Source organism: Methanospirillum sp. (genome assembly GCF_028679455.1).
GTDB lineage: Archaea > Halobacteriota > Methanomicrobia > Methanomicrobiales > Methanospirillaceae > Methanospirillum.
In genome coordinates this window covers 1-13,924 of record NZ_JAJRBM010000195.1, presented here as the reverse complement: position 1 = coordinate 13,924, position 13,924 = coordinate 1, and the positions used below count along the sequence as shown (strand labels likewise).

Annotated in this window: 11 protein-coding genes and 1 tRNA gene; 8 read left to right on the top strand and 4 right to left on the bottom strand. The window is 45.9% G+C overall.

Annotated elements, in window-relative coordinates; all coding sequences use genetic code 11:
- A partial coding sequence (locus tag LUQ50_RS06545) for a PAS domain S-box protein (protein WP_300037976.1) occupies positions 1 to 2,361 on the top strand: 2,361 nt, incomplete at its 5' end.
- Between the two features lie 53 nt (positions 2,362 to 2,414).
- Here the strand turns inward: LUQ50_RS06545 and LUQ50_RS06540 are convergent.
- A tRNA-Asp gene (locus LUQ50_RS06540) sits at positions 2,415 to 2,487 on the bottom strand.
- A gap of 125 nt (positions 2,488 to 2,612) precedes the next feature.
- Between LUQ50_RS06540 and LUQ50_RS06535 the strand changes: the two genes are divergently transcribed.
- From LUQ50_RS06535 to LUQ50_RS06525, 3 genes are all read left to right on the top strand, one after another.
- Positions 2,613 to 3,230 (top strand): DUF5806 family protein, encoded by a 618-nt coding sequence (locus LUQ50_RS06535; RefSeq protein ID WP_300037974.1) that lies wholly within the window; start codon positions 2,613 to 2,615, stop codon positions 3,228 to 3,230.
- A 5-nt stretch (positions 3,231 to 3,235) separates the two neighbouring features.
- Complete coding sequence (gene glmM, locus LUQ50_RS06530; protein WP_300037972.1) at positions 3,236 to 4,597, top strand: phosphoglucosamine mutase; 1,362 nt, start codon at positions 3,236 to 3,238, stop codon at positions 4,595 to 4,597.
- A gap of 225 nt (positions 4,598 to 4,822) precedes the next feature.
- Positions 4,823 to 6,406, top strand: a complete 1,584-nt coding sequence (locus LUQ50_RS06525; protein ID WP_300037969.1) for a DEAD/DEAH box helicase — start codon at positions 4,823 to 4,825, stop codon at positions 6,404 to 6,406.
- Positions 6,407 to 6,413: 7 nt separating this feature from the next.
- On the opposite strand, the gene cas1 is transcribed toward LUQ50_RS06525, so the two are convergent.
- On the bottom strand, positions 6,414 to 7,361 hold the full coding sequence (gene cas1 / locus LUQ50_RS06520) for a CRISPR-associated endonuclease Cas1 (RefSeq protein ID WP_300037966.1): 948 nt from the start codon (positions 7,359 to 7,361) through the stop codon (positions 6,414 to 6,416).
- A 126-nt stretch (positions 7,362 to 7,487) separates the two neighbouring features.
- On the opposite strand from cas1, the gene LUQ50_RS06515 reads away from it, so the two are divergent.
- A complete protein-coding gene (locus LUQ50_RS06515) occupies positions 7,488 to 7,742 on the top strand; it encodes a hypothetical protein (RefSeq protein WP_300037963.1) in 255 nt (84 codons plus the stop codon).
- Between the two features lie 15 nt (positions 7,743 to 7,757).
- Here the strand turns inward: LUQ50_RS06515 and LUQ50_RS06510 are convergent, their stop codons facing one another.
- Positions 7,758 to 8,669, bottom strand: coding sequence for a VOC family protein (locus LUQ50_RS06510; protein ID WP_300037960.1), 912 nt, complete (start codon positions 8,667 to 8,669; stop codon positions 7,758 to 7,760).
- 83 nt (positions 8,670 to 8,752) lie between these two features.
- Positions 8,753 to 9,964: a phosphoglycerate kinase gene (gene pgk, locus LUQ50_RS06505; RefSeq protein WP_300037957.1), complete on the bottom strand. Its 1,212-nt coding sequence runs from the start codon at positions 9,962 to 9,964 to the stop codon at positions 8,753 to 8,755.
- 321 nt (positions 9,965 to 10,285) lie between these two features.
- Between pgk and LUQ50_RS06500 the strand changes: the two genes are divergently transcribed.
- The 3 genes from LUQ50_RS06500 to LUQ50_RS06490 form a co-directional block, all read left to right on the top strand.
- Positions 10,286 to 11,995 carry a hypothetical protein gene (locus LUQ50_RS06500; protein ID WP_300037954.1) on the top strand — a complete coding sequence of 570 codons (1,710 nt, stop codon included), beginning with the start codon at positions 10,286 to 10,288 and terminating at the stop codon, positions 11,993 to 11,995.
- Positions 11,995 to 13,278 carry a hypothetical protein gene (locus tag LUQ50_RS06495; RefSeq protein ID WP_300037951.1) on the top strand — a complete coding sequence of 428 codons (1,284 nt, stop codon included), beginning with the start codon at positions 11,995 to 11,997 and terminating at the stop codon, positions 13,276 to 13,278. Before LUQ50_RS06500 ends, LUQ50_RS06495 begins: the two co-directional genes overlap by 1 nt.
- A 23-nt stretch (positions 13,279 to 13,301) precedes the next feature.
- On the top strand, positions 13,302 to 13,924 hold a 623-nt coding region (locus LUQ50_RS06490), incomplete at its 3' end, for a hypothetical protein (RefSeq protein ID WP_300037948.1).

The following is a 13,924-nucleotide window of genomic DNA, read 5'->3' as shown; positions in this document are numbered from 1 at the left end:
TTGAGTCCTGCTGAAATTCACCAGCTTTCGGGTGTAACTTCACTCAACCTCTCGGTATTACCGGCAAGTGCGACAGACCCGGCTTTATCACTTCATGGTGGAGAATATATCAGTGCAATTAATTCTACGGATCCCCGGATTACGTTCTCAATGGTAAGCCCTGACACAATTCAGAGTTCTATCACGATCAGTGACATTACCGGAACCAATCCGTTTCTTCTTGTGGTCACCAGTGATCGTAGTATCTATCATCAGGGTATTTCGACCATCGTGAGCTTTGTTGCTATTCTTATTATTATCGGGCTGCTTTTCATCGTGACAACGCTGATCCTCATGGACCAGTTGGTATTAAAACGACTTTCGATTCTTATCTCCCGTGCCAGGACGAGGAATACCTCATTAAACGGGGTTGAGGACTCACTGTTTACCAGTGGAGATGAACTATCAGAACTAGCTCATGCACTCACTCCGGTCTTTGATCAGGTTACCCGTTCAGAAGCAGAGCTCCTGGAAGCGCTGAAAAGAACTGAAGAGAGCGAACACAAGTATCGCGAACTGGCAGACTCACTTCCCGAATTTGTCTTTGAGGTTGACTGTTCCGGGCGTCTGACTTTTTTAAACCGGGTCGGCTTTCAGATCTCCGGATACCAGAGTGAGGATATGGAGCGTGGCCTCTATGCTCAGGATCTTATCATTCCAGCCGAAAAAGAACGATTTATTGAAAATATGGGTCGCATTCTGAATGGGGAACGAACTATTGATCATGAGTATACCGCTATTCGTCGTGATGGCTCCCGTTTTCCCATTGTGATATATTCCATTCAGACCCGACAAAATGATATCGTAACTGGTCTTCGGGGATTTGCAATCGATATCACCGAACGCAGGAAAATGGAAGCATCAAAACGGAAACTTGCAGATATCGTCCAGCATACCCGGGCTGGTATCATGACCGGGTCGAAAGATGAGGTTGATGTCATTAATCCTGCCTATGCGATAATGCACGGGTATACTCCTGAAGAGATCGTAACGATACCGGTTTTCTCCCTGTTTTCACCAGATCTCCAGAAAGATTTTCCCGGACACTTACGGAAAGCAGAATTATTTGGTCATTTTGTCTTTGAAGCCGAGCATCTGCATCGCGATGGGACTTCCTTTCCTACCCTGAACGATCTCACCGTTATTCCTGATCCTGAACGGGGAGATCCATATTGGATCCTGAATGTGCAGGATATCACTGAGCACAGGCTGGCATGGAAGATACTCATGGAGAGTGAATCTCTCCGGGAGTCGCACCGCCAGCTCAGGGATGTTATCTCCCGTCTTCCTGATGCTACCTTTGTAGTTGATAAAGATGGATGGGTGATTCTCTGGAATTCAGCGATGGAACAACTGACCCGGATAAAAGCTGATGATATCATAGGAAGAGGTCAGTATGAGTATGCAATCCCGTTTTATGGATATAAACGTCCTGTGCTCCTTAACTTTGTCCTGCATCCTGAGTTACCTGCTGAAGCGCAGTACTCAGGTTTGACCCGTCATGACGGGACGCTCTCGGTTGAAGAGTTCCTGGCAGATACGGTGAATGGTCCGATGTATCTTTCGGTGGTGGCGAATCCCTTATATGATGCAAAGGGCAGGCTGATTGGAGCCATACAAAGTATTCGCGATATCAGTTCACGGAAACTGGTTGAGGAAGCACTGATGAGGACCAATGAAAAACTCAATCTGCTTTCTAGTATCACGAGGCACGATATCCGCAACCGTATCACGGTATTTTTTGGCATTCTCCCGATAATAAAGAAGATGAGTACAGATCAGGAGATGGATGAGATGATCGATATGCTGGAAAAAGCAGCATTAGCGATCAGGGATCAGATCGAGTTTACCGGTGATTACCAGGATATGGGTGTTCACGCTCCTGAATGGTGGGATATCAGCAAACTTCTCGACCATGTTAAAGATCAGGGTCTTCTATCTGATGGCATCCTTGAAAATAGACTTCATGGTCTGATGATCTATGCTGACCCTCTTCTTGAACGTGTCTTCTATAATCTGGTTGACAATGCGGTCCGGCATGGTGGTCAGATCTCACGGATTACTGCATCATATATTCAAAAAGACCAGGAGGTTCTCATCATCTTTGATGATGATGGCTCCGGTATTCCCCATGAACTGAAGGATCGGATCTTTGAGCGGGGGTATGGGAAGAACACCGGCCTTGGCCTCTTTCTGGTCAGAGAAATCCTGTCTATCACTGGGATTGCGATCAGGGAAACCGGCACATACGGAACCGGAGCCCGGTTTGAGATCGTGGTTCCTGAAGGATGCTATCGTACACCTGAAAGTCAGGATTCATAATCTTTGGAAAGTTCTGAACTATCCACTTGTGTTCAGAATGGAAAAAATTGGTACGCCCAGATCGGAATTCGAATCCGAGTCGTCGGCGTGACAGGCCGACATGATAGGCCACTACACTATCTGGGCAGAATACTGGTTCCGAAGAACCTTCTATATGTTATCACTCCCAGCTAATAAATCCAGTATACCTGCCTAGCTGATCATCATGGTATCAGTGGATCTTATCTTATTTTGCGGCGTATGGTAATGGAATGGATTTGGCGCATCGTTCACATGATCCAGGCAAGTATCATAAGTTCAAGAAGGTGGATGGAGCCTCTTATCTGCAGGTCAATCAATTTCTTCGGAAAAGAACCTTTATTACCGCGCGGGAATGGGCGATATCGCGTCTCTGTGCAGATTTTCAGACTTCTTCCGGTGCAGAGATGACCTTTATCGGCAGAAATCTTCCTGAACTGGTTCCTTTTATGACTGGTACTTACTCGCCCCAGGCGGTGAATCAGGCACGAAGTTCGTTTAAGAAAAAAGTGAACAAAGCGGGTGCCACTTTTCTTTATGGAGCGATGTGCGGATTTTATACTCCTGAAGAACTTGACGATCTGCTCTTTGAGGCGAGTGAGGTTGCCAGGTTCCTTCTTGAGATTGAAAGTACCGCTATCGGTGTTGATGAAGAGATTGAGATAGAGGACCAGGTGACCGGTATTATGCGACAGGTTGCCGAAGCATCAGCCCGGCTCCTCAAACTCAGGGAAGAGCAACAGCAGGCAAAGCTAGAGAAACGACGCAAACAAACACAAGAGGCAGATCATCAGAATGGATCTGAAGGTGAAGAGCCTGAAATACCGGATTCCGAGTCTGATTTGATGTGATGATCATGGCAGAAGCAAAGAAAAAACAGTTATTTGGAACAAATGGTGTCAGAGGAGTCGTTGGGGAACTGATGACTCCCGAACTGGTAATGAAGATAGCAATGGCAGTCGGGAGCATGCGCCCGGGAACTCTGGCAGTAGGACGTGATACCCGGACTTCAGGGCCGGCTCTCATTGCAGCTGCAAAAGCAGGGCTCATGGCAGTTGGCTGCAATGTGGTGGACTGCGGGATTCTGCCAACTCCGGGACTTCAGTATATCGTCAAAGAGCACTTCGATGCCGGGATTGTTATCACCGCGTCGCATAATCCAGGCGAATATAACGGGGTCAAGGTTATCGAGTCTGATGGGACTGAGATGGACGATGATAACTCGATAGCCATTGAGGATCATGTCTTTTCAGGTACCTTTTCTGCCAAAGGATGGGAAGCAGTAGGAAACGAACGTTCAGCTCCCGATCTGGTTCAGGAGTATGTGGAGGGAGTTGTCTCAAAAGTTCCTGCCGGCATTGGAGAAGGTATGACCGTCGTGATTGATGCAGGCTGCGGAGCTGCATACCGGACTACTGCAGCAATACTTTCACAACTGAAGTGCCGGGTTCTGACAATTAATGCGCAACCGGATGGCAGATTCCCTGCACGAAATCCGGAACCCTCAGAAGAAGGTCTGGCACCTATGGCAGATCTGGTCTGTTCGGTGGGGGCAGCATTTGGGATTGCTCATGATGGGGATGCAGACCGGGCTGTTTTTATTGATAATAAAGGGCGTTTTGTCGAGGAGAATAAGGAGTTTGCTCTTATTGCAGATGCAGTCTGTACAGGAAAATCAGGTATTATTGTCACGCCAGTCAGTTCTTCAAGGTTGATTGAGCAGATTGGCAGTCGCAATACCTGTACGGTTGACTATACCGCGGTCGGGAGTATTTACGTTGCACGACGGATGCGGGCACTGCTGGATGAAGGGAAACCGGTAGTCTTTGGTGGTGAGGGTAATGGAGGTCTTATTTATCCGGATCATCAGTTCTGTCGTGATGGTGGAATGACCGCAGCGATGATGGTTCATCTGTTGTCCATGAAAAAGCAGGCTCTTAGCACGCTGGTTGATGATCTTCCTCCTTCAGTCATGTTAAAGCACAAGTTTCACACCGATAAAGCGAAATTATTGCTCGATGCGGTGAACAAAAAGTTTGCTTCTGACATGATCAACGCTGTTGATGGTATTCGGATTGATCGGCCTGATGCCTGGGCACTGATTCGTCCTTCAGGAACTGAGCCTCTGGTAAGATTATATATCGAGTCTGCAACTGAAGTAGTAGCAAAGAAATTTGAGACCGAGATATTCGATTGTATTAATCCGATCCTCTCGTAATTTTTATTTTATTATTTTTATATTTTAATTTTCCTGTATTTTGTATAATGCGCATGTTTAAATAATAAATGTCATGTTGATATATTTCACAATCAAGTAAAAAATTCATTTTTCAGGATAAATTCCAAAAAATTATACCTATGGAGATCGACACTGATATCATACATCTGGAGCCGACCTCCAACCATCCGTGCATATTTATGTCGGAGAGTCCCATCATGTGGGATGACTATATCCTCTTTTTCGGACCTAGATCTCTCACCACCTATTCTTCGCGCCCTCTCTGATATGGGATTTGAAGAACCCACGCCAATTCAGAAGCAGGCGATCCCACTCCTTATGGCCGGGCAGGATATTGCCGGCCAGGCTCAAACCGGTACAGGGAAGACTGCAGCATATGCAATCCCTGGTATTGAGCGCTGCAAGGAAGAAGTCAGAGAGGTTCAGGTCCTTGTTCTTTGTCCAACCAGAGAACTTTGCGTTCAAATCGCTGCTGAATATTCCCGCCTTCTCAAATACAGAAAAGAGATACATGTACTCCCGATATATGGCGGACAGGCGATTGACGGACAGATACGAGAATTAAAACGCGGTATTCATATTTGCATCGGAACTCCGGGTCGTGTGTTGGATCACATCGCGCGCACTACCTTGAGTCTCTCATCGGTTCATCTGGTTGTTCTTGATGAAGCTGACCAGATGCTTGACATGGGATTCAGACCTGACATTGAAAGCATTCTTTCATATGTCCCCCGTGAACGACAGACTGTTATATTCTCCGCAACTCTGCCAAAACCGATCCTCCAGATCTCCCGCCGGTATCAGCGCGATCCCGAAATGGTCAGGATCGCACACAAGGAACTGACCGGACCGGGCATTGATCAGTACTACATTGAACTGGTTGAGGCAGCAAAGGATGATGCCCTTTTCAGACTGCTCGATAAGCATGTCCCCCAAAAGGCACTGGTGTTTGCAAACACCAGGCGTATGGTGGATGTTATTGCCAGCAAGTTGAAGTCTCAAGGGTATCAGGCCGAAGCTCTTCATGGGGATATGAAGCAGCGTGAACGAGATCGGGTGATGGGCGGATTCCGTTCAGGATCAATCAGTATTCTTGTCGCCAGTGATGTAGCTGCCCGTGGGATTGATGTTGAGGATGTTGAGATGGTCTTCAACTATGACCTTCCCCAGGATATCGAGTATTATGTTCACCGGATTGGGAGAACAGCCAGAGCCGGAAAAGGTGGAAAGTCGGTCAGTTTTGTCATGCCTCGTGATCGCTGGAGGATGAAAGACATCCAGCGGCAGACCAACTCTCATATGCACCGGATGTCCATTCCGACTGCTGCAGAAATAGCAGAAGCAAGAACACAAGAGACGATCTCAAAGATAAAAACGGTCATCAGCACTGAAGACCTTACCAAGTATCAGGAAGTAATCCAGGGTCTGATCGCAGAAGGGTATGATCCAATTCAACTGGCAGCCGCATTTCTGAAAGAAAAAAGTTATTCTGGTTCTTCTGGTGCAAATGAAATCCCTGAAAATCAGTTTTCTGAACAACCTGGTTCAGCCCGGCTCTTTATTTCAGCAGGGAGAAAAGATGGGTTTAGTCCTAGAGATATTGTGTATGCAGTCTCATCTGCATGTAATATGCCGGAGCGGGCAGTCGGGGATATCCAGATGTACCCGGCATACTCATTTGTTCAGGTGCCGTCTTCCTATGTAAACCGGGTTATCTCCCGGCTTGATGGGGCTGAGATCAGAGGCGTACGGATCGGGGTCAGCCCGGCCCGGCCACGTCAGCAATAACTTTTTTTTAAAATCGATGAATTTCAAACGGAGTTTCTCCGTTTAGTGCCTTGATCAGAGTAATGACCTGGGTCTCGATGACATCGTGTCTGATACTCAACTGGTAGAGATCAATGAGATCTTGTATCAGTTGTTCTGCCAGAATGCATCGTTTTTCTCCGCATTCATACGAATCAGGTGTAACCCGCCCTTTGTGGATCAGATCAAGCGTGACGAGATCTATCATTCTGGTCTTCCAGCAGTTTACAAGGTCGGTTGCCAGTGAACGTTTTCCCCGGTTAAGCATCCCCTGATCCGGATCCAGGTGTGAACCGATGAGTGATCTGGTACAGTCAGCAGTGAGCATCGCATAACCGAATGAGAGGATAGCATTCACCGGATCCCGGTATGGTCTGCCACTTCTTCGTTTAAAAATCAGGTCCGGAGTGATCAACCTGCTCATGATCTCATAGTACATATCCCTGATGAGGCGGTCTACCCTGCTGATCTCTTCGATCTTAATCAGGCTGTCAAGTTCACGGACTGCCTGATCCAGAATATCCAGTTCACCACTGAAGAGGATCTTTCCATCCCCCTCTTCATTCCATCTCTCAATTGTCAGAATTCGTTCCCGTGCAGCACTTTTTGCAAAAATAAGGGCGTAACTAAACGGTGAGGCATGATTCTGGTTCTCCCTGATGGTATCGTCCTGAGTATATCCGTATGGTTTGAGGTATCCTGCAGGTTCACCGTCAGATTCCAGAAATGAGATGAAAATCTGGTTGTTTAGAAGTGTGGTAATCGCAGATGTCTGGATATGGTGTCCACCTATAATCAGGAGATGATCAAGAGCTGAAAGGGGAATCTCCTGGGTTATCCCTCGGTTCTGGATCGATAGCATATCACGAGTTGCTTTGATATGAGATCCATGGCCTGCTACCACCTTCCATATCGGTTCTACTTTTTGGCTGGTCATGGTCTTCCTGTCTGATATCGGTTATTTCCGCGTGACTGAAATTTCTACAATCTGATGAGTAGGATACCGCTGAAGATCTTGTACAGATAAATTTTATGTGCCATCCAATACATTGTTTAATCGATTATGGGACTGAAAATGTGGAGCCTGGTACTGGTCTTCAGTCTTGTCCTGCTTACACTTATCGGATTTCTGGCAGGATTACTATCAGGTCTTGATTTTGCCCTGCTGATTGCGGTCATCATGCTTTTATTCATCACGTATTTTTCCCTCACCCGGAAAGATCCGTTGACCAAGGTTCCAACACCCCTGGAGCTCGAGAAGATGAAGCGGAGAATGAAGGCTGAAGAAAGTGGCTTGTATCTTGAACCTGAAGATTAGAGCTGATCTTCAGCATTACATCCTCATTTCGATCAGGTACCCATCTGGATCTTCCAGATATGTACTAAAACCTCCATTCCTTGGTGGGTGTATGGTAACGCATCCCGGTTCTGAAATGGTTTCTTTTCCTTTTGATATTCCTGACAGGCCAAGATGATCGAGCCCGTATCCACCAGCCTCAATCCGGGTTCCGTCAGGATTCATAACCTGATACAGCACAAGTACCGGTGTTCCTCCCGGGGTCCCCATCCAGATGATGCTCTTTTTCCAGTCTTTTTGGGCTATAGCAGGAGGAGTGATGTCGGTCAGACCGCATGTTTCGGTATAAAATTTTTTACTTGCCTGGATATCATTCACATAGAGGAATGCAGATTTGATTCCGGTAAGAAATTCTCCATTCTTGGATGAGGGGACAAGTTCTATCATGCGGCCATCAGGATCCCTGATGAAAAGTGAATGTTCAGCATTCAGAGAATATTCCAACCCGTCAGTTCCCGTATCTCCATGCTGAAATGGAATATCTGCGATATCCATATCCCATGCCAGATCATCGAGATCGATGTCAGGTGAAAGGTGACATGAAAACCCGTATACTGTATTTCCGGTGACCGATCTGGTATAACCCTTCTCCGGATGGGTTTGCTGGACCAGAATAAGACTTACGGTACCATCTGCGGTACTGCAATGGCAGATATCAGTGAACATATGCTGATATGCAGCCGGTTTTGCCCTGCTGATCAGGTTCCGTACAACAGAGGGTCCGTGTGTGATCAGGGAGTGCCCGTATCTCAGTCCGGTTGACTGTTCTTTGAGTGAGATCGGATCTGAAACCGTCATATGAAGAATATCCCGGTAGAATGGTATACTCCGCGTAAGATCTGTCACATATAGGGCTATATGAGTAAGTGCTATTGTCTCGTTTCCCATTCAGTTCACGGACTCTCTATCAGGTTTTATTTTCTGTAGGAATGAACGTGACTATTTGAATCGAGCAGGAGAGAAGAAGAGGGTTATTGAAATTTATGAGCACTCTTTTCGAGTGCTGCAATGGCAGGGAGTTTCTTTCCGGTAAGGAACTCGATACAGGCACCGCCACCGGTTGAGATATGGGTGAACTTATTGTCATACCCCATCTTTTCTATGACTGCTGCAGTATGTCCGCCGCCTACTACCGAGAACCTGACTTCTGCCGCTGCTTTGATGATCTCGTACGTTCCGAGTGCGAAATCAGCCTCCTCAAAGAGTCCTGCCGGTCCGTTCAGAACCACTGTATGAGAGTTTCGAAGGATATCAAGACATTCTTTCAGCCCTGTTCCCCCGATATCGAGGATTGGACAGTCTTCAGGGATCTGATCAACCGGTATTTCTACGCGGAGGCCATCTTTGCGGATCGCAACTGCCTCAGGAACAAAGACTTTTTCGCCGAATTCATCGAGAATTGTTCTCGCTATTTCGATCTGGTTATCATATCCGAGTTGGGTAATCAGGTCTGCTGATGGCTTGCCGATTGCAACTCCCTGGGCAGCGAGGAAAATATTTGCCACTACACCGATGGTTACAACCCGATCTGCGATTCCATTCGAGAGCACATGGTGAGCCACATCGATAGAATCATCAACTTTTGTGCCTCCTAGGACAAAGGTGACCGGCCTTGGAGCTCCCTCAAAGACCCGTGAGAGGTTTGTAATCTCCTTCTCCATTAAAAGACCTGCATATGATGGCATCGCTTCAGGAAGGCCCACTATTGTCGGCTGGGAACGATGAGCAGTTCCAAAGGCATCGTTCACAAAAATATCGCCCATTCGTGAGAGTTTTCTGATGAGCAGGGTCTTGGCAGATTCCTCGCCGTTGAGTTTCAGGTTCTCTTCTGCATTGAACCTGACATTCTCAAGCATAATCACGTCGCCTGGTTTTGCATTTCTGACTGCATCCTGGGCGGTGTGGCCGAATATATCATCGATAAAGGTGACCGGTTTTCCCAAAAGCTGTTGCAGACGGTTTGCATGTGCTTCGAGTGAAGTGAAGTCCTTCTTTCCCGGTCTGCTCTGATGGGTGATGATGATGCAGATCGCATCCCTGAGCGCCTGAATGGTCTTGAGATGTTCCCTGAAGCGTTTGTCATCAAGGATCACTCCTGCCTGTGGGTCAATCGGTGAATTGAAGTCAACCCGGAGGAGGATCTTTTTTCGGGAGATATCAACCTGGGATAAATTTTTTATCATAACAATCAGCGGCCAGTGGCCGATCATCGAATATCAGTCAGGGTTAATAGTTGATCGCTTTATTTTTATGTATTTGGGTTTAGATCGGAATGATTTCAGCGAATAATTATTGATCATAAATTATCCGAAATAAATTTGTGTCAGAATTTATTTAACAAAAACTCAATCGATTTGTTTAATATTGTGTACGCAATAATAATCTTAACTGTGTCTGGTTGTGGACATTCCTAGTCGGGGGTATGATGGAGTTATATTGGTGTACATGTGTAATCAGGAGTAAATTTCTCAATAATTTGACTTTTTACCCAATATGGTGTGATTATGATTATTAATTCACCCCGGGCTCTGTCTTTTCTTATAGGTCTGGCATTAGTATGTGGCTTTGCTCCGGGTCTCGCTCTATCAGATTCTGATTCAAATGATAGTATTGAGATGATTGCTGGTGATGTAACAGGTTTTGGAGGAGCCATTCATCCAACAAATATTACAATGCTTCAACTCTTTCTCCGTTCACCAGAGGATAATCCAGTGGATTTGACCCATACTTCATTTTATTTATCAACCCCTTCAGGCATCTCACAACTGACTCCAGCATCTGATTTCTCAGGACTCCTTACTCCGGGAAGATGGAACATCTCACCGAACGGGAGGTCTCCGATTATTCAGGCGGGAGAGATTGGCACAATATATATCATGCCTGAATCCCCGATAACCCCGGGTTCAAGGATCTCGATAACTGTTGATACCGGAATTTTTGCTCCAGTCTCTTTAGGTCTCACTGTTCCATCACTTGTTTCTCAGGTAACTCCATTATTGAAAAGTTCTGCAGATCCTGTTTACGACTTTGAGTCTTTTGGGAATGTCTACGGGTATGATTCTCATGAATCTGGCAAGGTGTCACAGATTGAAGTTCCGTTCCGTCTGACAGCCGGGCATGCACCGGTAAACATGAGTAACTGTCTGATGGTTACCAGTAATGCCAGTACCCAGATGATTCTCCAGTACGACCAGAGTGGTTCTTCTGGTTTATGGAATAAGACCTGTTTATTTTGTGATTCAGATAATCTGCTTGAGGAAGGGGAACTGTGGGTTCTGAATCTGCACTTGTCACATCCGTTCCGTGGCGGTGATTCGGCTCATCTGCAGATTATCCCCGTGGACAGTGAATCTGCTGTAATTGCTGGTTCTGTTCCTCTCTTTGCAGAAAATACCACGCAGTTATCACTTTCAATCCCTTCAACAAATCACCCTGTTGCTCTAATTCATGAGGAGCGTGCCATGGAACTTGTCGGGGCTGTGTATGGTGTTGTACAGGATGCCAGACTTCAGAAGATCCTTCTTCATCTCTCCCTGGCTGACGGTGGAAATCCTGTTGATCTCACGAACGTGAAGTTCTCGTATTCTACAAATGAATCAACAGAGTGGTTGAACTATTCCGCAGAGTCAGCTTCACAAGGAGAATGGAATGTATCAGGAATTCTGGCAGGAGACAGTGATAAAATTTTAACGAATGGTGAGATAGTCGATATTACACTCGTTCCGAAGAACAGGATAATATCAGGCGGGCTTTTTACTCTCCAGTTACTTCCTGATACCGGACGAGGATATTACTTAAACGGGTATTTTTCCGATGAGGGAACCAATACTACCCTTCTGTATCCAGGTTCATACCTTGAGCCGCAACTTGTCCTCTCTGGGTACATCTATGGCACCATTGAATCTGCGAAGTTATCAAAAATAAAAATTTACTTAATCAATCCTGAAGGTTTTTTACCGCTGAATCTGTCAAAGGCTGAGTTCCTTTGGTCAAGCACAAATCAGATGCTACCAGTCAGACTTGTCTCTGATATCCCTGACGGCAAGATTCTCGCAAGTGGAGATACGTATGGCGTTAATCTGACCATAGGCTCTGGTCAAGGCCGGATATCTGGTGGAGAGTCGTTTACTCTGGAAATAATGCCCGATGTCGGAAGCAGCACAATAATCTCTAAAACATTGTCTTCAGGATATGTCGGTGGGGTGATTTACTGATGTCTCGATATTTTTTGGTGGGAATATTGCTTCTACTCTCCATGGCATGTTTTCAGATCTGTAGTGCAGCAGCACCGCACTCTGATCAACTTCAAACTCCCTCTTTTCTTCAGGTCGATGGTTCACCACAGATCATCAGGGATGCTGGAGAGAATTACACGTATATTCAGATTCCAGTCCGGTTATCTGCAGGATCTCCTGAAGTGGATCTCTCCCACATCGTGATGCGGATAGATACAGGAACGTCGCTGTTAATCCTTGGATATCAGAAAACCGGCGGCCTCGTCTATCCCGATTCCGGTAACTGGACGGTGTTCCAGAAAGTTCAGGGAGACTCTGATGATTATCTAGAATACGGGGAGTTATTTGACATTGCATGTAATGTAAGTGGAAAGATCAGAGAAACCGGAAAGATTCAACTGGAGATGCTTCCGGTCGGTTTCTCTTCACCAACTGAGATGGTTGAGACGATTCCATACCATACCGGAAAGGTTGGCACTCTCTTTACAACTCCTCAACTACCTGAAAAAACAAATTCCCTTCTGACTATTAATGGGCAGTGCTATGGAGGATGGAGTAACGGGAATCTAACAAACCTCACGATATCGCTAGCTGTTCCTTATTCCGGTAACTCATCAGTTGATCTAACAAAGGCAAAGATCATCTGGAATAATTATTCAGATGCTCCTGTTGTTCTTTCTAGTACTAGTACCTCATTTACCCCGGCAGATGTTCTGAATCCTGGTGATAAGACCCAGATGAAAATAGAGATCCCGGTTTCATTTCAAAAAGGTGCCGGGAAGTCTTTTTCAGTTGAAATAATCCCGGCTAATTGCCAACCAATCCTCATCCTAGGAACAATTAATTCTGGATATTCCGGCGGGTTAATTCTTGTTTACTGGGATTTTACCTCATATAATTCCCAGATCACGTATTCCGGTATTAAACAAAGCACCTCAAATCTTGTTCTAGATGGATATTTGTATGGTGATGGCAGCCCATTGACCAAACTTACATTCTATCTAGCCGTTCCCGAAGGGGGCCAAGCTATAGATCTTTCAAAGGTTGTTTTTCTCTACACCGTAAATGATGGGGAGGTGCAACAACTCGAATCCGGGTTATCAGGGACGTTGGCTCCAGGTAACAGAATACAGGTTACATTAAATGTAAACGGCCCTGATGCAGGGGAAACGTTTACATTGGAGATCAAACCTCCTGTTGGGGCATCATCACTGATTCAAAGGACATTATCATCTGGATATTCCGGCGGGGTTATCTATTGAGATCTATCTCCGGTTTTCTCATATTGATTCTTATTATATGCTCCATTGTCGCATGTATCGGAGATACTCCTGTTTCAGCCGGTACAACCTCGTTGATTTCGCGTTCACCTGATGGCTCATCTGCAGACAACCCCTCTAATCACCCCTCAATTTCAGGTGATGGTCGATATATCACGGTTGAATCACGTGCAGGTAACCTGACTCCTGCCGGTTCGAACGGGAAGACCCAGATCTATCTCTGTGATCAGATAACCAGTAAAACAATCCTGATCTCCCATGGTTTCTTAGGTGAACTGGCAAATGGTTCCTCAGGTTCTCCTTCAATCAGTGAGGATGGAAAGTTCATTGCTTTCTCTTCATATGCCCGAAATATTGTACCTGGGGATACCAACGAATGTTCTGATATTTTTCTGTGGAACAGGTCTTCAGATCAGATCATCCGTGTATCAACAGATAGTAATGGCAATCAGGTAAGTGGTGCATCACAGGATTCAATGGTGAGTGAAGATGGAACATATGTAGTCTTCTCTTCAGTTGCTCATGATCTGGTCAATGAGGATCTAAATGGATATTCTGATATTTTCCGAAAAAATACCCGGACAAATGAGACTATCCTGATCTCCTCCGGTTCATTAGGTCAGGGTAA